Source organism: Bacteroidetes bacterium SB0662_bin_6 (assembly GCA_009839485.1).
Lineage (GTDB): Bacteria > Bacteroidota > Rhodothermia > Rhodothermales > VXPQ01 > VXPQ01.
Genome location: VXPQ01000035.1, coordinates 32776 through 51232, shown reverse-complemented (window position 1 = coordinate 51232; position 18457 = coordinate 32776). Strand labels below are relative to the sequence as shown.

The following is an 18457-nucleotide window of genomic DNA, read 5'->3' as shown; positions in this document are numbered from 1 at the left end:
GGCGCAACGAAGCGCCCGAAATCGGCGCCGGGGCGGCTCCCGAAAAGGGCGCGCTCCCGAGCGGTGGATAGAAGAACCTCTACCTTACATGAGCGGGAGTCGCTCGCATTCTTTCGATCGTCCCTGCCTTTCCGGAGAAAGGACCTCGCTTGTTTGCACAAGGAGGGTGGGCCTGCCGTCCGAATGTGAAGACTAACTCCCTGAAGATATCCTTGTCAGGTTCTTATATGCATCCGCACCAGGTGCGCGATATCCGCGTCCCTTTACGGACACGAACAACATTTTTAACGGCAAGGGGGTCGTCTGTTCCCTGCGGGCGGGGTGTAGAAGTTTTTGAAATGTCTGGGGCTGGCCCGGACCCCGGTTATAGGAGTTTTTGAAATGTCCGCTCACCACTCCAGGCGGAACCGGACGTTGAAGGTGCGGGGGGTCAGGCGCGTGGGAATCCGCTCCCAGATACCGGCATTGTCGGGCGTCCAGGTATACGTGACCGTGTTCGTCATATTGAACGCATTGAGCAGTTCCGCGGTCAATTCCAGGTGCATTCCGGCCCCGACGCCCACGATTTTCGTCAGGCCGAGATCCACGCGCCGGTACGGGGGATAGCGGGCCGAATTTCTTTCGCCGGGCACCTGAATCACGAATCTGCCTATCTGACGGTCGGGAACGGGCGGCGTGTACGGGAAGCCGCTCCCGAAGAGGCCGCGCAGATGCACTCTCCATGTGTCATCCCCCGGGATATAATCCTGCACAAAGAGCGAAATGGTGTGACGCTGGTCCGAGGGGCGCGGGATCGTTCCTTCCAGCACCTCCGACCGGTACTCCGGCAGAAAAGTCTCGACGGCATTCAGGTACGCGTAATTCAGCCGGCTTTCGAGCCCAGGTACGAGTTCGCCGTACAGATGCACATCCAGCCCGAACGCCTCTCCCTCCGCGTCGTTTTCCCCGGAATACAGGAGGCGCACGTTCCGCACGTCGTACGATATGAGGCGGTCCATATCCTTGTAAAAAGCCGTAGCGCGTACGTACAGCCGCCTCGAAGGCAGGAAATATTCCCCGCCCAACACATACTGTACCGACCGCTGGGACCGGATATCCCGATTGAGGGCCCCAAGAATCGTTTCGCCCGGCACGGGTTTGCCGCGGAATTCGCGGTAGGTCGGGGTCTGGTGGTAGTAGCCCCACGAGCCGGAAGTCGTGATGCGCTCGCTGACGACGTACCGCGCCGAGATTCTGGGGGCGACCGTCCATGCGCCGTTGAAAGAGAACCGGTCCGCCCGCATGCCGCCCGTGACGAGCAACCCACCCCGCTGGATCGTGTCCTGCAGGTACACGCCGGTTTTCCATGCGGAAAGCGTGGCTTCGTCGGAGAGGCGGTTCGCTTCGATGCGAACGGATTCGCCGCTCGTGTTCCTGCCGTACAGAATGGAGTGCTCGTCGATGCGGTCGGAAAAAGAAAAGGCGCGCACGCTCCAGCCCGCCTCCATGACATGCCGGCTGGCCTGGAACCGGTACCGGCCCTGTCCGGTCCATGCGGCGCTTTCTATGAGATTATCGGCAAATTCCTCTTCGGTGACGTTGCCGGTGGGAATGTGCCCCGCACCGGTAGCGGGGTCGCTATTCGGATTGACGCGAAACACGATGGAAGCCCCCTGGATATCGAAGCGTTCCGTCTCCGAAATGCTGAAGTAGGCCGCGTCGTGTTCCACGGACCAGGAAGCACTGACCCGGTTGATCAGGCGCACGCCGGCGAACCGCGTTTTATATCCGTCGTTTTCGTCGCCCTCATAGCGGGTCCAGAAGGAACGCAGGTCCGACGGCCTGTTGGGGTCGGCGCTCACAATGCCGAAATAGGTCTTGCGGCTCTCCGGGTCGAAGCGGAATACGTGGTTGGCGTAAATACCCAGCGCTTCGATTTCATGTCCCGGTGCGAAGCGCCAGGTCGCCAGCCCCTGCACATCCGTGTAGTCGGGGCGATAATCCCCCTTTTTTTCTTGCGTGCGGAAGAAGTGGCGGGCGCGCGCTTTTCGGAAACCGGCATTCCACCCGAAACGCCCCCCCGCAACCGCGCCCCGGTGCGAGAGGCCTGCATCGAGAAGGGAGGCCGTCGCGGACCCGCGCATGGATTCGCCGTCCGGGCGGTGGTAGCTGGTTTCCAGCACGGACGACAGTTTCCCCCCGTACTTCGCCGGAAATCCCCCCGTGTACAGCACGAGCCGGTCCGCCAACTCCGGGTTAAGCAGGCCGAGCCCCTCCTGCTCCCCCTGCCTCGGACGCAACGGCATGTAAACCTCGAAGCCGTTGACGAAAATAAGGTTTTCGTGAAAGCCCCCGCCGTGTACCGAGTACTGGTTGGAGAGTTCGTTGTTGGCGGCGACGCCCGGGAGTACGCTCAGCGCCTGGAACCCCTTGAAAGGAGAGGGCAGGTTGCGGGCGACTTCGGGCTCCAGTGCATACACCCCGGGTTCGGGGAAGAACAACTCGTCTTCCACCACGACATCCTGCATCTGTACGACCGACACATCGAGGCGAACATTCAGGACCGTCGTTTCGCCGGGCTGAACTGCTATGCGGTGCTGCGCCGTCTCGAACCCCACTGCCGAGAACTGCAACAGGTGCTCGCCCGAGGGCAGGCGGAGCGTGTAGGTCCCGTCCTCCTTGCTCGCGGTGCCGAATTCGGTATCGCTTACGAGGATGCTGACGTTAGGTACAGGAAAATTCTCCTCTGCGGACAGGACGTGCCCGGATACCATGCCCCATTCCTGGGCAAGGATGCAGGAAGGCCACAAGGCGGCTGCGACGGCGAGAAGAGCGAAGGCAGTGCGCACGAGACGTTACGCTCCCGGTTTGAATTCATGGCCGGATGAATCGATGTAGCCGTCGGTCGATGGGCAGTCCGATGGATGTGTTCTCCTGTAAAGACGTGCTTCCGCTAAAGGATACCCTGATCAAGTCCGCGAAGTTCAGCCTATCCTTAATAAGCCCTGGCGAAAACAACGCGGCGCTCCGACGGGTTACCGGTCAGCATATCCTTGCCCGCTTCCTTGTCCCCATTCATCGGGATACACCGAATGGTCGCTTTCGTTTCCTGTTTGATGCGGGCCTCGGTTTCCGGCGTGCCGTCCCAGTGCGCCAGCACGAACCCGCCATGCCGGTCCAGGGTGTTCTTGAACGCATCGTAGTCGTCGACGCGCCGGGTGGAGGCTTCGCGCATTTCCAGCGCCCGGTCGAACAAGTGCTGCTGAATATCTTCGAGCACGGCCCCGATCCGGTCCGCAAGCCCCTCCTGCGAAACGATTTCCTTCCCGGGCTGGTCGCGGCGCGCCAATTCCACCTTGTTATTTTTGACGTCGCGGGGACCGATGGCGAGGCGGATCGGCACCCCCTGCACTTCGTATTCGTTGAATTTCCAGCCGGGGCGGTGCGTCTCGCGGGCATCCACCTTGACGCGAACGCCCGCGGCGCGCAGCGCTGCCTGGATGCGGTCGGCTGCCTCGAGCACAGCGGTCCGCTCCTCGTCTTTCCGGAAAATGGGCACGATCACAACCTGTACGGGAGCGAGGCGGGGCGGCAGGACCAGTCCCCGGTCATCCGAATGCGTCATGATGAGCGCCCCGATCAGCCGGGTCGAAACCCCCCAGGAAGTAGCCCACACATATTCGAGCTGGTTTTCGCGGTTCTGGAATTGGCAGTCGAACGCTTTGGCGAAGTTCTGGCCGAGGAAATGACTGGTGCCGGCCTGCAGGGCCTTGCCATCCTGCATCATGGCCTCGATACAGTACGTGTCCACCGCGCCCGCAAAACGTTCGCTGGCCGTTTTCACGCCCCGGATCACCGGCATGGCCATCCATTCCTCGGCGAACGTGGCGTATACTTCCAGCATGCGCCGCGTTTCCTCGATGGCTTCCTCTTTCGTTTCGTGGGCCGTGTGCCCTTCCTGCCAGAGAAATTCCATCGTGCGCAGAAACAACCTCGTACGCATTTCCCAGCGCACGACGTTCGCCCACTGATTGACGAGAATGGGCAGGTCGCGCCAGGATTGGATCCAGCTCCGGTAGGCGTCCCAGATGATCGTTTCGCTGGTGGGGCGGACGATCAGATTTTCCTCCAGCTTGGAATCGGGATCGGGCAACAGCCCGTCCCCGGACGGGTCTTCCATAAGGCGCGAGTGGGTGACCACGGCGCACTCCTTGGCGAACCCCTCTACATGCTCGGCCTCCCGCGCCAGAAAGGATTGGGGGATGAACAAGGGGAAATAGGCATTCTCGTGCCCCGTCTCCCGGAACATGTCATCGAGCGCCCGCTGCATGTTCTCCCACAGCGCACAGCCGTTCGGACGAATGACCATGCACCCGCGCACCGCCGAATAATCGGCCAGCTTCGCATGCTGCACAATGTCCAGATACCATTGCGCATAATCTTTCTCGCGGCTTGTGATTACATCGGCCATAATATCGCACAGTGGGTGTCGTTTATTTAATACACTACAGGAGGAATGCGGCGGAAAAACGAAGGCGGCCCGGAGCGGATTCCGACGATATCACAGGAGGGAAGACCAGATATTTCGTGGAGTATCCGGGAATGGCCCGATGTTTGCGTTATGCCGTACCAAAGCCGTTGGAGCCGGATAGACGTCGTTCTTTCTTCGGGGAGAGCAATAAGTTCCGTCGTTTACTTGCAACTAATCCGGCGCTTGTGCATCATAACCTGTATACACTGTAACGGGACCACTGTCGCCAAGTTTTCAACAAACCGGGTGCCATCATGGAACAATCGACATTACACGAGCGGGGAACCTCTCCCTTCGCCTTGCGCGCGGCGCCCTTCGCCGCCGGACTGCTTGTGGTGCTGCTGGCCGGTTGTTACACCCAGTTGGGCACCGTACAGTACGAACGGATTCCGGATTACGTCGAGGTGGTGCAAAGCGCCGAGGACACCGTCGTCACGGAACGCTACTACAACGACCGGTATTTCTACAGCGGACCCTACAGCTACCGCCGGTACTTCCACCGGTTCGATTACGGGTGGAGCCCGCGGTACTACCGGGACCCGTACTGGTCCTATGGCTCGTTTTACGGGCCTTCCTGGTACGATCCCTGGGGATATGACCCCTGGGGGTATGATTACTGGGGATACAATCCCTGGGGATACGGATACAGCAGCTTTTACGCAGGCATTTCGCTCGGTCCGGGTTGGGGCTGGGGCGGATATCCCTATTATTACAGCCCCTACCGTTACCGTGGATATTACCCGGGCTACGCGCATACCTGGAATCCCTATTACGGCGGGTGGCGGTACGATTATCCGGGAACGATTCGCTCGAGAGGCGGACAATGGGGCCCGCGCGGCGCCTCAATGGGGCGCGGTGCAGGAGCCCGCGGCGGATATGCAGGCGACTTCGGGGGCAGCGGGATTCGTGAGGTAGGTACCGCAGGAAGCGTTTCCGCCGGAAAGACGCGCGGCGCCTCGACCGTTTCCGGAGAGCGCTCGGCGCGTTCCGGGAGATCGTCGACCGTGCAGGGCAATCGCTCGGGAACGGGCAGATCGACGGGAACTACTGTCCGCGATACGCGCCGGACAACCACCACGCGCAGCACCGGGTCCAGTGGACGCACCGTCGGATCGACGCCTTCCTCGCGCAGCAGCGGATCGAGCGGCCGCACCGTCGGTTCGACGCCCTCTTCGCGCGGAAGCAGTGGATCAAGTGGGCGCACTGTGCGCTCCACCGGATCCTCCTCGCGCAGCAGCGGGTCCAGCGGCCGCACTGTCCGTTCAGCGCCCTCCTCGCGAGGCAGCAGTGGATCAAGCGGCCGCACCGTTCGTTCGGCGCCCTCGTCGCGCAGTAGCGGGTCCAGCGGACGCACCGTCCGTTCGTCCCCGCCGCCCCGGTCTTCGTCGGGCAGCAGCGGGCGGTCTTCGGGCCGGTCCTCGTCCTCTTCGGGTCGTTCCCGCAATCGATAAGCGCACCGCAGCAACCAGCTAACCACGGCGTTGCAATCTACCCTGGAAGTGTTGTCAGGATCGGGCTTTTCATACGATCCCTAACCCTACCTGTACCCATGCGAATCACCGGATAGGCTCCCAACCTGTTCGCAACTCAGAAAACCAGACAGATACTCCCATGAAAAGGCGCTTCTTACCGGTATTTGCCCTTGCCTTGTTCGCGGTGTCTTCCACGTACGCACAGACGCCCAACGACGCCTATATCTTCGCTGCACGCTCCCCTGCGACTGGTCCGCGCATGATGGGCATGGCGGGGGTCGGCATTGCCGGCGTAGCGGACTACGGCGCATTGCGTACGAACCCGGCCGGTCTGGGCTATTTCAGCAACTCGGAAATCGGCGGTTCCCTGCATACCTTGTCGGCTACGGAGGACGCACAATATTTTACCGGCATCCGTACATCGTCCGCCGCGGAAGCCGATGTGCGCGCCACCCGCCTCAGCAACCTGGCCTACATACAGAAGCTTCCGACATCGCAAGGATCGTTCGTGCTGGGCCTCGCATTCAACCAGATCAATACGTTCGACCGTAATCTCGTTTTCGGAGGCACGAACGCCACCAGTTCCATCAGTACGTCGTTCCTGCCCTATGCGGACGAATTCACTGTGGAAGAGGACGCCAATGGACCTTTCCCGAGCTTTTTCAGCGATATCCCCGAACTGGCCTATGATGGGGGAGCGATCGAATTTTTGTTCGAAAACGTGGGAACGAACAACGGGCTTTTCTATGAAGCCGTTGCGCCGGGCACCCGAGTCGACCAGTTGGGAGACGTGCTCGAAAAAGGACGGATCAACGAATTGAACCTCGGCGGTGCGTGGGAAGCAAGCCAGGATGTAATGATCGGCATTTCGGCTAACTTCGCCTTCGGTTCGTACAACTTCGAAAGTATTTATGAGGAAGCGGACGCCTACAACGAAAACACTCCGGAAGACTATGAAGTCGCGCTGTCCGACGGCTCCCTGTTCGGATTTAACAGATTGCTGTACGAAGAAGGGTTCGAGTCAGATCTGAGCGGGTTCAACGTGCGCGGCGGAGTGTCGACGACAACGCTTGCGAGCGGGTTGCGCGTGGGTGCGGTGCTGGAGACCCCTACCTTTTACGAAGTCAGGGAAAATTTTTACCGGGAGCTTACCACCTGGTTCGACGAGGGAGGCTCCCTGGACGCTAACACCCATGGCGACTACGAATACGAGTTGCGCACCCCCTGGCGCATCGGGGCAGGCGCGTCCTGGGAAATCGGGGGCTTTCTTCTGGCGGGAGACCTGGAATATGTAGACTGGTCCCAGATGGAGTTTGACGGGGATGCGTCGGACGATAACCTGTTCAGGGATTTGAACAGGGAAATCCGGGACACCATGGACCCGGTCTGGAATATGCGTATCGGCGGCGCGTATGAATTCGGAAACTTCACGGTGCGGGGAGGCGTGGCCACCTATCCTGATCCATTCGACCGGAACGTGTCGAGGGGCGGCGACGAAGCCGATCGCGACCGGCGCTTCGTCTCCGCCGGAGTGTCGTACCGCTTCGCGCAGAATTTTTATCTCGATGCGGGATGGACGCGCATGAAATTCGACGACGAATACACCCCGTATGCCGATGTGGACGAGCCGCCTCTCGTCGAGGAAAGCGTCACGCAGAACCGGTTCCTGCTGGGCGTGCGCATAGGGTTCTGAGACATTTCACGGAACGGGTTTGCAGGGTTTGCGGGGAGGTGTTCCCTTGCAGACAACCCCTGTTGGAATCAGGCCCGCAACGGTTGTGCGGTTTCCTGACAGCCGAAGCCCTTATCCTTCCCCTTCCGCTGCCGCCTGTTCAGCGCGGCGCTGGCGCATGAGCGCATGGTAGCGGCGAGCGGCCCGGAGATGCTCCGTAAGAGTTCTGCTGAAATGGTGAGTACCGTCGCCGGTCGCCACGAAATAGAGAAAATCATGGCGGACAGGGGCCACGGCGGCCCGCAGGGAGGAAGCAGACGGATTGTTGAGCGGCGCCGGCGGCAATCCCCCGTGCAGATACGTATTGAAAGGGTGTGGAATGCGGTAATCGCTGTAGAGCAGGCGCCGCTTGCTTCCCTCCCGCTGCAGGATGATGTACTGTATGGTGGGGTCGGCGTCCAGTTTCATGCCGATGCGCAACCGGTTGTGGTAGACCCCTGCTATCATGGGTTTTTCCTCGGGGCGCAGGGCTTCCCATTCGATAATGCTGGCCAGGGTCGCCACATCCCGTTTCGACAGGCCCAGACTGTCCGCTCCAGCCCGCAGTTCACGCTCGAAGAACGCATCGAACGTTTCCGTGATGGTGCGGACTGCGCGTTCCGCACCGGAAAGCCAGTAGAAATGGTACGTTTCCGGCAGCATGTAGCCGAAGAGGCCGGCGGCGTCGGTGCCGAACGCGGCGGCGAGTTGCGTATCGGCGAGGGCTGCGGAAAAATCGTCCGGGGAAAAGAACATGTTGCGGGCTGCAACCGCGGCGGCCACCTCGGGGCGCACGCCGGGCGGAATCGTCAGGCGGACCGGCTCCTGCAGTCCGCGCCGCAGCACGCTCAGCATATCATAGTTGGAAACGCCGGCAGGGAAGGTGTAATGGCCCGCCTTGACCTGATCGCCCCAGCCCGTAGCGCGCGCCATGAGGCGAAGCGTGCCGGCCCGCCGGAGAATGCCGTTCGCGTGCAGGGAATCGACGACAGCTTCGAATTCGGAGCCGGGCGGAATGCGGACCGTGCGGCTGCCCTCGAAATCGGGGGTGTTGGACCAGACCGTAACCCATGCTGCCACTCCCAGCAGCGCCATACCCCCTGCCGTCAGGACAAGAACGATCTGCGCAATGAGGACCTTGCGGCGCATGAGGAAAGCAGTCTTGTCCAAGTGTATTCGGTACCCTAAAGGATACGCTGATTACGTCCGCAAATCTCAGAGTATCTTAAACGTCTCCCTCCTGAGGACGGAGCAGCAATTCTTCCACCACGGTGCGATCGCTCAGACGCCAGACATCGAGCATCGCCTGCGCAATGTCTTCGGGGGGTATGAGACGTTCTTCAGGTACGTCGCTTCCATACCAGCTGGGCGTCCAGGTGGCGCCGGGCAAGACCGCCGTCACGCGCAGGCCGTGCGCCCGCGTCTCTTCCCGCATGGCGCGCGCCAATCCAAGCACCCCGTGTTTGGCGGCGCAATAGGCGACCGCGCCGGGATAGGCCTTCAAGGAAGCCACAGAGCATACGTAGAAGAGATGGCCGCTGCCCCGCTCCAGCATCTCCCGGAGAAAAACCCGGGTGACCATAAACGCACTCGTCAGATTCACCGCCACCTGACGATTAAAGGTCTCGACCGTCATATCGACCACGGCGCCCGTTTCGAAAAGCCCTGCATTATTCAGAACAATATCCGGCGTGCCGAATGCGGCATGCACAGAGGCCGCCATCTCCTCGACAGCCGCCTCGTCCGTCACATCGCACGGAAAAGCCCGGGCTTCCGCACCGTGTGCGCGAGACAGATCGCAGGTTTCCTGCAGGCGCTCCTCGTTGCGCGCCACAAGCGCAAGACGGGCGTCGGGCAGCGCCGCAAACGCCTCGGCCGCCGCGCGGCCCATTCCCTGGCTTGCTCCGGTTATCAGTATGGTCGGCATGGATTATCGTGCTTTGTAAACAGGCAGCGTCCCATCAATCTTTGTGGATCAGCCGCATGAATTCGGCACGCGTCGGCGTTTTCATAAACTCGCCGCTCATCGCGCTGGTCGTCGTCACCGCATTTTGCTTCTCAGCGCCCCGCATCATCATGCATAAATGGATCGCTTCGATCACGACAGCCACCCCAAGCGGTTTCAGCACGTCGGACAGGACATCCCGTATCTGCAAGGTAAGCCGTTCCTGCACCTGAAGGCGGCGGGCGAACACCTCCACCACACGCGGGATCTTGCTCAAACCCACAATTTTACCGTTCGGGATGTAGGCCACATGGGCGCGCCCGTGAAAGGGAAGCATATGGTGCTCGCACAAGGAAAATATCTCGATCTCCTTCACCAGAATCATCTCGCTGTAATCCTCTTCGAACAGCGCGGATTTCAGAATGGCTTCCGGGTCCATCCCGTACCCTTGCGTAAGGAATTGGAGCGAACGGGCCACGCGTTCAGGGGTTTTGAAAAGCCCCTCGCGGGCAGGGTCTTCATTCAGCAGGGGAAGCATGTCTGCTACATACCCGGAGATGGTCTCTGTCACCGCCTCGTCGTAGATATCCTGCCTCTGGTAGCGGCCGTGGGCATGCTCGTCAGAGGCGTATGAGACTGTTTGCTTCGTTTCCCGATCTTTCAAGGAGTGTATAGGCATTGTCGTACGAATGGGTAGGGGTTACTCACCGAAGTATTCCACCGAATTGTTGTTCGTTTCCGCGAGCCGGACCTTATGCAAGGCGCCCGCGGGAAGGGCATCTTCCAGCTCGCGCCAGATAGCCATGGCGAACTGCTCGGTAGAGGGCAAAATGCCCTGCATGAAATCCACGTCCAGATTCAGGTGGGCATGGTCGCACTTGTCCACGATTTTCTTCTGCACGATACGCTTCAGGTCGGACAAATCAAGGACGTACCCGGTGTCCTTATCGGGTTCGCCGGCCACGGTCACCTCCAGCACGTAATTGTGCCCATGCCCGTTCGGGTTATTGCACCGACCGTACGTGCTGCGATTCCAGTCGTCGGACTTTTCCGGATTGTGCAGCCGGTGCGCCGCGTTGAAATGCACCGTACGGGTTACGTAAACAAGCGCCATAGGAAATCGGACGTCATGCCGGCGGATACAAGAACCGGGGACATAGCGCAGGCACAGCCCCGGACAGGCCCCGGTTTCCCTTTCACGTTGAAGCCTGTCCGATGTTCGTTTACAAAAATACTCTGAGCAAAACCACTTCGCTCAGCCTCTGAACTTCGCGGACTTAATCAAAGTACCCTATATTCAATCAGGCAGGCACGACCAAACACCGGTGCACGGAAAAAACAGCCGCCTGCAGAAGATATTCCGGGCGATCCCACGTTTCCACGCGACATGGCCGATACAAGAACGCTTTTTCAAAAAATCGCGGATGGAGACATTCCGTCCGATATGGTGTATGAGGACGAACAGTGTTTCGCATTCCGGGATATTGCTCCGCAAGCGCCCGTACATATCCTGATCGTCCCCCGGAAACCCATTCCGGAGCTGAACGATCTCACCGAAGCGGATGAACAACTGGTCGGACACCTTTTCACGGTGGCGCGGAGGTTGGCCGCTCAGGAAGGACTTGCCGAGGGGTACAGGACGGTATTCAATTGTGGACCGGCAGCCGGACAATCCGTGGATCATATCCACCTGCACCTTCTGGGCGGGCGATCCCTGGGCTGGCCGCCGGGCTAACGTCGAAGCCCCCGTGCATTTTTCGAAAAGGCGCGGGCGAAAACTTCCGTCTTCCCGGTCCTGTATCGCTGTTTCCGTAGGTCTCGCCATGCGTGCATTCCTTCGAATGGCCTTTCGTACCGGCGCCGGACATGTCGCACTGGCGGGCATGCTGGCAGGCATGCTGGCAGTTTTTGGAACGGCACAAGCGCAGGTGCAGGCGCCCGCGCAAATCGTACCGCAAACCGGCGCTGAAAGCCAACTGCTCGAAACCGGCTTCGAACGGGACATCAACCGGTATCGCTGGACCGCCAGAACCCTGCTGTCCCAGGACATCGGGAAATGGAGCGCCACGCTCGACAACCGGTTCCGTTCGGACGCATTCGTCCTTTTCGGGGACCGGCTGAGTTTTCGGGACGAAAATCTCCTCAACTGGCACATCGGTCGACCGCTGGGCACGCGCTGGGGAGTACAGGCGCGGGGACGTTCCCTATGGTACACGCAAAGCCGCGTGTTTTCGCAGGAAGTGTACTCCGGCATGCGGTTCCAGCCGAGGCGAAATCTTCGTATCGAGCCGGCTGCCGGCCTGGCATGGGATCGCCGTCCAGGGATCGGAAGCGGCCCCGGCGAGCCTCCGCTGCGCATGGATATCGGGCCCGCGTACGCCCTCGGCGTGGCATGGTCTCCCGCACCCATGAACGCCTACCGCATCCAGGTAGCAGGGGATGCAGCGTACCAGTTCATCGATCCGCGGCGGGGTCGCGCGGTACGCATGGAGGGGAACGCGATCCGCTCGTTCGAAAATCTGCGCCTCACGACGGATGTGCAGTACAGCAACTACCGCCGCGACGCCTATCAGTCCGTCTCGTTTTTGAATCGAACCACGGAAGATCGCGTCTCGGAAACCGTGGAGGCCACCGCCGGAGATACGCTGAATGTGAGCATGGAAATCGAAGCCCCGATCTACCGATCCGTACGGCTGACAGGACGTATGGATGCAGGAACGAACAACCGCCGGATCCGAACGCTGGGCGCTCCGGAGAATGCGCTCTTCTTCGATACGGCATTCAACCGGCGTCTGGTGGACGGTCAGATCGGCATCGGATACGGAGTACAGAACGCCGGGCGTTTCATGCTGAACCTTTCGGCCCGGGCCGGCGCCGAAGTGGAACGGCGGCGGCTGACGAACCGGGAGGATCTCCCCCAGGCCCAGATAGCGCAAAAAGCGAACCTGCTCCAGCAGGCGGATTACGACCAGGGCCTGTTCGCCCTGCAAGCGCGCGGGCGAGCCGGGCTCGGGCGGCTCACCCTGACCTTCGACGGCAGCAGCAGCATCCTTCGCCACGATACGCCGGAATCGAATCTGGACGACCGGGACGAATTGTACCATAACGGTCAGATGGCAGCGCGCATTGCGATAAACCGGAGGTTGAGCACGGAGATGCGTTTGCTGGGCACCTGGTACCACACCGTCTACCTGAACGCCGCCCGCTCGGTGGAAAACAATGTCCGGCGCTCCCTGCGTCTGCGCCCCGCCTTCACATGGACCCCCGGAAGCCGTACGCGCCTGCGCATGGGAACGGAAATCCGCGCCACCTATACCGTGCACGATTTCGTGCTCCCGGGCCGGAGAGCCATCGATCAGTCTGCGCGGGAACTGCGGTACGAACTGGACGGGGAGCACCGTTTCCGGAGCGGACCCGCCATCTATGCCGACGGCAGCTTCAGCGATCTGCGCCTCGGAAATCTTGTTTGGGATCGCTTCGCGGAAATCCCGTTCGACACCTTGCGCACGTATAGCGCGCGGGTGCGCCTGCAGGTGCGTACGCGGCAGGGCATTACCGCCGCTATCGGGATGCGCCTCTTCATTCGCAGCGACTTTGAGCGGGCCGCCACGGTACGGTACGACATCCGGAACGAAGACGGCTCACGACGACTGGACAATGCCGGAAAACCGGTCACGGCAAGGATCACGCGGCCGGGACGAACCATCATTGAACAAATGGGTCCAATTTGTTCGATTTCCTGGCCGATGCCGGGCCGGTCGGTGCTCCGGCTGAACGGCTGGTTGAATGTGCAGCACGTCCGGCGGCGCCTTTTCGGGATGCTCCCTGAAGCACGGGCCGATCATATCCGGCAAGCGGCGCGGTCCGGAGATCGCAAAGTCATTCCGAACATTTCCATGGTCGCGTCCTGGAGATTGTAATCACCCCGAAACCATGAAGCGACTCGGCGTTACGGGCGGAATCGGAAGCGGCAAAACGACCGTATGCCGTATGCTGGAGGAGCTCGGCGCGCAGGTGTTCTACGCGGACGACGAAGCGAAACGGCTGCTCGCAAGCGATGCCTCGATACGCCGGAACGTGATCGACCTTTTCGGGCCGGAAAGCTACCTGCCCGACGGCAGCCCGAACCGGCGCTTCATTGCCCGGATGGCGTTTGCCGACAAAACCCTGCTCGACCGGCTCAATGCGGCGGTGCATCCGCCGGTGCTGAGGCGGTTCGAAGAAGCGGCGCAACAGGCGCAGCGCGAGGGGGCGCCGCTCATGGTCAAGGAGGCCGCCCTGATCTTCGAAGCGGGAGCAGATCGCCAGCTGGACATCGTGGCGGTGGTGGAAGCCCCTCTTCAGGTGCGGATCGAGCGGGTGTGCGCAAGAGACGGGGTCTCGCAGGAAGAGGTGGCCGCCAGAATGACGCATCAGGCCGATCCCTCCGTCCTGCGGGAACGGGCCGACATCGTGCTCGCGAACGACGGGGACCCGGAACAACTGCGGCGCAAGGTGGAACGGTTGTACCGGGATATGACCTCCCGGTGATCGGCTTCCCTAACAGGAAAACAGGCCCCGCAGAGCGCCGCTGCATAGTGCTTAACAGGCCCTGAGTTTACAAAGCTCAGAGTATCCTACAGCACCTTTCTGAGCATGGCGCGGTCATGCTCGTCCACCTCACCCAGAATCAGGTGGCCCATGCGGTCCCGCTTGGTCTTGAGATAGTGGTGGTTTACCGTGTTCGGAGAGGTCTCGATGGGAAGACGTTCCACGATTTCAAGTCCGTAGCCGGCCAGCCCGACCCGTTTCGTCGGATTGTTCGTCAGGAGACGGAGCTTTCGGATCCCCAGATCGCGCAGAATCTGGCACCCGATGCCATAATCCCGATGATCCATCCTGAATCCGAGCGCCTCGTTGGCCTCCACCGTATCCATTCCCTCCTCCTGCTGCAATTTGTAGGCGCGCAGTTTGTTAAGCAGGCCGATACCGCGCCCCTCCTGCTTCATATACAACACGGCGCCGCACCCTTCCGCTTCCACCTGCTGCATCGCCATGGCGAGTTGCTCCCCGCAATCGCACCGCAGCGAACCGAAAATATCTCCGCTGACGCATTGCGAGTGTACGCGTACGAGCACCGGTTCTTCTTCCGTCCAGTTCCCCTTGACCAAAGCGAGGTGGACTTCCTCGCTAAGGATATCCTGGTAGGCAACCAGCCTGAAATCACCGTACAGCGTGGGTAAATCCACCTCCACGACGCGCCGTACGAGACATTCCGTCATCATCCGGTGCGCAATGAGGTCCTTGATCGTAATAATGCGCAGGCCGAACCGGTCCGCCATCTCCATCAACTCGGGGGTACGCGCCATCATGCCCTCCTCGGTCATGATTTCCACAAGCACCCCCACCGGAGCGCACCCGGCCATGCGGGCCAGATCCACCGCAGCCTCGGTATGTCCGGCGCGGCGCAGTACGCCGCCTTTCCGGGATCGAAGAGGGAAGACATGGCCCGGACGCGCAAAATCCGATGGACTGCTTGCCGGATCGGCAAGGGCACGGAAGGTCCGGGCGCGGTCCGGGGCCGAAATGCCCGTCGTGGTGCCGGTCTTGAAATCCACCGATACCGTAAACGGGGTGTTGTAGAGCGAGGTATTGGCGTCGACCATCATGTCGAGGTTCAGAGCCGCCGCCCGCTCCCGGGTAAGCGCCGCACAGATGAGCCCGCGGCCATGCGTCGCCATGAAGTTGACGGTCTCGGGGGTAACCTTGTCCGCAACGCCTACGAAGTCCCCCTCGTTTTCGCGATCCTCGTCATCGACCACGATGACGAGCCGCCCCTCCGCCAATTCCCGAACAGCGTCTTCGATCGTGTCGAAAGACCGCTTCATCCAGTCCGTGTCGGGTGTCTTTCCCATAACGCTTTACTCCATGTCATGCATGCCGAATCGATGGGTCTTTCGGCAAAATAAACCGCCGGAAACAGGAAATGCCCCGCTTCCGGGCGAGTACGGATTACCCCTTCGTATCCACGCTCGCAATAGCGCTTTTTTCGATACGCAGTTTGACGTTCGTATCCGCCTGAACGAGCACGCTGGTTTCATCCACCTGGGTCACCGCGCCATGCACGCCGCCAAGCGTAATGACCTTGTCCCCCTTGCGGACGGCTGCGATCATCTGCTTACGCTCGGTTTCCTTTTTCTTCTGGGGGCGGATAATGAAAAAGTAGAAAACGACAAAAATCAGGATCAACGGCAGGAACATGGCCATCGGGTTCGCATCGCCGTTGGCCGGTCCTCCCATCAACAACGTCTCGTATACGTATAAAGGCATGAGCAAGGTTGCGTATGGTGTCGGAGTCAAAAAAGAGGGGCAAGCTACCCGTATCGCGTCGCTTCAACCTATTTACTGCTGCTGCCTTCCGGCCCTGACAGGATTCACAGGGAGCAGACCGTGCGGAACTTGCCCTTGACGAAGAAACCCGCACAGGTCGGCAGGGTTCCGGCGGAAGACGGCGACGTAGGGTCTGTTAACACTATACAGCGGCGCTCTGCGGGGCATAGTGGTAACAGGCCCTAACGCACTCCGACGGTCAGAAAAAGCCGACCGGGTCTATGTCGATGTTGACGCGGCAACCGGCCGGAAGCGAACCCATTCTCTCCTCCACCGTCCGCAGGGCCTCCTGTAAGGAGATGCGGTCGCCGCGACGGCACTTCACAATGGAATGATACCGGTACTGCTTCTTTACCCGGCTTATGAAGGCCTCTTCCGGGCCCATCACCTGGGCGCCGGCTGCTTCTTTTCTGAGCGCATCCGTCCAGCGCCGGGCCAGATCGGCCACATCCCGGGCGCGGGGTCCCCTGAACGCGATGCCCGCCATGCGCCCGAACGGCGGATAAAAAAGCGCCCGGCGTTCCGCTAACTGGCGCGCGGCGAACGTTTCGTAGTCATGATCGCGGGCATAGCGCAGAACAGGGCGATCGGGATTCCGTGTCTGTATCACGACTTCGCCGGGCAGGGAAGCGCGTCCGGCCCGCCCGGCCACCTGCGAAAGCAACTGGTATGTGCGCTCTTCGGCGCGAAAGTCGGGCAGCAGCAAGCCGATATCCGCATTGATTACCCCGACCAGCGTTACGCGCTCGAAATCAAAGCCTTTCGCAACCATTTGCGTGCCCACCAGAATGTCCGCATGTCCTTCCTCGAAGCGCCGGAGCAGCAATTCGTGTGCATCTTTCGCGGAAGTGGTGTCCAGGTCCATACGTATGATGCGCGCTTCCGGAAAACGCGTTTCCAGTTCCTCCTCGACGCGCTGCGTGCCGGTTCCAAACCCCTCCATGGACGTCTCGCCGCAATTAGAACAGCGTGCGTGCAACGGCGCCGTGCGCCCGCAATAATGACACCGCAGGCGATTGCCGCTCTTGTGGAAAACCATGGTGATCGAGCAATCCTCGCACTCCGGAGACCAGCCGCAACGCACGCATTCGGGCAGCGGGGCATAGCCCCTCCGGTTCTGAAGCAGAATAATCTGTTCGGATCGGGCAAGTCGTTCCCCGATAGCCTTTTCGAGCCAGGGCGACAACGAGGTGGAGGAGGGCGTGCCCCGCAGATCTATAATGCGCACGTCCGGCAAAGAGACCGGCTTGTCCGCAGAGCGCCTCGCCCGTTCGGGCAGGGACAGCAACGTATACTTGCCGCGGTGGGCATTGTAGTGACTCTCCAGGCTGGGCGTGGCCGATCCGAGAATGCACACGGCGTCGTTCATGCGCGCCCGCATGACGGCCACATCGCGGGCATGATAGCGCGGCGCCGGATTCTGCTGCTTGTAGGACTGGCCATGCTCCTCGTCCACGACAAGCAAGCCCAGGTTCGACAGGGGCGCAAGGACCGCAGATCTCGGCCCGACGACGGCGTCGAACCGGCCCGCCCGCAAGAGCCGCCAGGTATCGAATCGCTCGCCTGCACTCATGCCGGAATGAAATACGGCGATGCGGCTTCCGAAATGCGCCCGGAAGCGGCGTACGATTTGCGGGGTGAGCGCAATCTCGGGTACCAGCACGATGCCGGTACGGCCGCGCCCGATCGTTTGCTTCAGGGCTTCGATGTACACTTCCGTCTTGCCGCTGCCCGTTACCCCATGCAGCAGAAAGGGGTGAAACCGCCCGGCGTCGATACATGCGGAAACGGCATGCAGGGCTTCGGCCTGCGCAGGATGCAACGTACGATCCGGGAGCGCCTCGGCCTTCCCTGCATCTATGACCCCGGCGCGAACCGCTTCCGCCTCTACAATCTCGAGGACGCCGCGCTGCACAAGACTCCGGAGTGTAGGAAAAGCAGCGCCTGCACGGGCCAGTAAATCAGCCTGCCGCGGATCCTGCAAGCCTTCGGCGGCATATCCGGCCAGGGATTCGATGACCGCTATCTGCCTGGGGCCGCGCAAGTCGGCGCGCAAGGCGTCCACAGCCTTTGCATGCCGCCACGCAGGAGCGAATCGTACGCGCCGTTCGACCCGGGTTTTGGCCGGATTGCCCGAAAGCATTCCCGCCGGCATCATGACCCGGAACACCTCCCCCCAGGAACAGACATAGTAGTCCGCCATCCACCGGACGAGATCAAACAGTTCGGCGGAAACCGAAGGCAACGTATCCAGCGCCGCGAGCAGGTCTTTCGTTTGCCCGACCCCGGCGGCATCCCGGCGCAGGTCCGTAACGATGCCCGTCATACGGCGCGGGCCGAACGGCGCAAGCACCCGAGCGCCGACGTCCACGCCGGACATCCCCGGAGGAACGCGGTAGATAAAGAACTTGGGAAGCGGAAGGGGAAACGCCACCTCGGCAAACATGCGA

General features: G+C 60.9%; 15 protein-coding genes and 1 other RNA gene. 4 read left to right on the top strand and 12 right to left on the bottom strand.

The genetic code is table 11. The features are described from left to right. Window positions 1-389: 389 nt before the first annotated feature. The 4 genes from F4Y00_06640 to F4Y00_06625 all read right to left on the bottom strand — a co-directional run bounded on the left by F4Y00_06640 (window position 390) and on the right by F4Y00_06625 (window position 5987). Window positions 390-2753, bottom strand: coding sequence for a TonB-dependent receptor (locus tag F4Y00_06640; GenBank protein ID MYE04628.1), 2364 nt, complete (start codon window positions 2751-2753; stop codon window positions 390-392). A gap of 221 nt (window positions 2754-2974) precedes the next feature. Then, complete coding sequence (locus tag F4Y00_06635; GenBank protein MYE04627.1) at window positions 2975-4450, bottom strand: proline--tRNA ligase; 1476 nt, start codon at window positions 4448-4450, stop codon at window positions 2975-2977. Between the two features lie 329 nt (window positions 4451-4779). Next, a complete protein-coding gene (locus F4Y00_06630; GenBank protein ID MYE04626.1) occupies window positions 4780-5010 on the bottom strand; it encodes a hypothetical protein in 231 nt (76 codons plus the stop codon). Between the two features lie 290 nt (window positions 5011-5300). Beyond that, entirely contained in the window at window positions 5301-5987 is a 687-nt protein-coding gene (locus F4Y00_06625; protein MYE04625.1) for a hypothetical protein, read from the bottom strand. A gap of 134 nt (window positions 5988-6121) precedes the next feature. Here F4Y00_06625 and F4Y00_06620 point away from each other — a divergent pair, with 134 nt between their 5' ends. Further along, window positions 6122-7675 carry a hypothetical protein gene (locus F4Y00_06620; GenBank protein ID MYE04624.1) on the top strand — a complete coding sequence of 518 codons (1554 nt, stop codon included), beginning with the start codon at window positions 6122-6124 and terminating at the stop codon, window positions 7673-7675. A 111-nt stretch (window positions 7676-7786) separates the two neighbouring features. On the opposite strand, the gene mltG is transcribed toward F4Y00_06620, so the two are convergent. From mltG to F4Y00_06600, 4 genes are all read right to left on the bottom strand, one after another. Next, window positions 7787-8842, bottom strand: coding sequence for an endolytic transglycosylase MltG (mltG, locus tag F4Y00_06615; GenBank protein MYE04623.1), 1056 nt, complete (start codon window positions 8840-8842; stop codon window positions 7787-7789). Between the two features lie 76 nt (window positions 8843-8918). After that, complete coding sequence (locus F4Y00_06610; GenBank protein MYE04622.1) at window positions 8919-9620, bottom strand: SDR family oxidoreductase; 702 nt, start codon at window positions 9618-9620, stop codon at window positions 8919-8921. A 34-nt stretch (window positions 9621-9654) separates the two neighbouring features. Further along, window positions 9655-10317, bottom strand: a complete 663-nt coding sequence (folE, locus tag F4Y00_06605; GenBank protein ID MYE04621.1) for a GTP cyclohydrolase I FolE — start codon at window positions 10315-10317, stop codon at window positions 9655-9657. 21 nt (window positions 10318-10338) lie between these two features. Beyond that, window positions 10339-10752 (bottom strand): 6-carboxytetrahydropterin synthase, encoded by a 414-nt coding sequence (locus F4Y00_06600; protein MYE04620.1) that lies wholly within the window; start codon window positions 10750-10752, stop codon window positions 10339-10341. 273 nt (window positions 10753-11025) lie between these two features. Here F4Y00_06600 and F4Y00_06595 point away from each other — a divergent pair, with 273 nt between their 5' ends. The 3 genes from F4Y00_06595 (at window position 11026) to F4Y00_06585 (ending at window position 14168) form a co-directional block, all read left to right on the top strand. Continuing rightward, window positions 11026-11373 carry a histidine triad nucleotide-binding protein gene (locus tag F4Y00_06595; GenBank protein ID MYE04619.1) on the top strand — a complete coding sequence of 116 codons (348 nt, stop codon included), beginning with the start codon at window positions 11026-11028 and terminating at the stop codon, window positions 11371-11373. A 106-nt stretch (window positions 11374-11479) separates the two neighbouring features. Beyond that, window positions 11480-13558 (top strand): hypothetical protein, encoded by a 2079-nt coding sequence (locus F4Y00_06590; GenBank protein ID MYE04618.1) that lies wholly within the window; start codon window positions 11480-11482, stop codon window positions 13556-13558. Between the two features lie 13 nt (window positions 13559-13571). Beyond that, entirely contained in the window at window positions 13572-14168 is a 597-nt protein-coding gene (locus F4Y00_06585; GenBank protein ID MYE04617.1) for a dephospho-CoA kinase, read from the top strand. An 86-nt stretch (window positions 14169-14254) separates the two neighbouring features. Here the strand turns inward: F4Y00_06585 and F4Y00_06580 are convergent, their stop codons facing one another. The 4 genes from F4Y00_06580 to priA form a co-directional block, all read right to left on the bottom strand. Then, window positions 14255-15505 carry a bifunctional 3,4-dihydroxy-2-butanone-4-phosphate synthase/GTP cyclohydrolase II gene (locus tag F4Y00_06580; GenBank protein MYE04616.1) on the bottom strand — a complete coding sequence of 417 codons (1251 nt, stop codon included), beginning with the start codon at window positions 15503-15505 and terminating at the stop codon, window positions 14255-14257. Between the two features lie 124 nt (window positions 15506-15629). Continuing rightward, complete coding sequence (gene yajC, locus F4Y00_06575) at window positions 15630-15947, bottom strand: preprotein translocase subunit YajC (protein MYE04615.1); 318 nt, start codon at window positions 15945-15947, stop codon at window positions 15630-15632. Between the two features lie 34 nt (window positions 15948-15981). After that, window positions 15982-16082: signal recognition particle sRNA small type (gene ffs, locus F4Y00_06570), an RNA gene on the bottom strand. A gap of 124 nt (window positions 16083-16206) precedes the next feature. Continuing rightward, window positions 16207-18453: a primosomal protein N' gene (gene priA / locus F4Y00_06565; protein ID MYE04614.1), complete on the bottom strand. Its 2247-nt coding sequence runs from the start codon at window positions 18451-18453 to the stop codon at window positions 16207-16209. Window positions 18454-18457: the final 4 nt, after the last annotated feature.

Coding starts and splice junctions, on each gene's coding strand:
- folE (MYE04621.1), bottom strand. CDS start 10,317: ATGCCTATACACTCCTTGAAAGATCGGGAAACGAAGCAAACAGTCTCA.
- F4Y00_06610 (MYE04622.1), bottom strand. CDS start 9,620: ATGCCGACCATACTGATAACCGGAGCAAGCCAGGGAATGGGCCGCGCG.
- priA (MYE04614.1), bottom strand. CDS start 18,453: ATGTTTGCCGAGGTGGCGTTTCCCCTTCCGCTTCCCAAGTTCTTTATC.
- F4Y00_06595 (MYE04619.1), top strand. CDS start 11,026: ATGGCCGATACAAGAACGCTTTTTCAAAAAATCGCGGATGGAGACATT.
- F4Y00_06580 (MYE04616.1), bottom strand. CDS start 15,505: ATGAAGCGGTCTTTCGACACGATCGAAGACGCTGTTCGGGAATTGGCG.
- F4Y00_06620 (MYE04624.1), top strand. CDS start 6,122: ATGAAAAGGCGCTTCTTACCGGTATTTGCCCTTGCCTTGTTCGCGGTG.
- F4Y00_06590 (MYE04618.1), top strand. CDS start 11,480: ATGGCCTTTCGTACCGGCGCCGGACATGTCGCACTGGCGGGCATGCTG.
- mltG (MYE04623.1), bottom strand. CDS start 8,842: ATGCGCCGCAAGGTCCTCATTGCGCAGATCGTTCTTGTCCTGACGGCA.
- F4Y00_06635 (MYE04627.1), bottom strand. CDS start 4,450: ATGGCCGATGTAATCACAAGCCGCGAGAAAGATTATGCGCAATGGTAT.
- F4Y00_06600 (MYE04620.1), bottom strand. CDS start 10,752: ATGGCGCTTGTTTACGTAACCCGTACGGTGCATTTCAACGCGGCGCAC.
- F4Y00_06585 (MYE04617.1), top strand. CDS start 13,572: ATGAAGCGACTCGGCGTTACGGGCGGAATCGGAAGCGGCAAAACGACC.
- yajC (MYE04615.1), bottom strand. CDS start 15,947: ATGCCTTTATACGTATACGAGACGTTGTTGATGGGAGGACCGGCCAAC.
- F4Y00_06640 (MYE04628.1), bottom strand. CDS start 2,753: ATGGTATCCGGGCACGTCCTGTCCGCAGAGGAGAATTTTCCTGTACCT.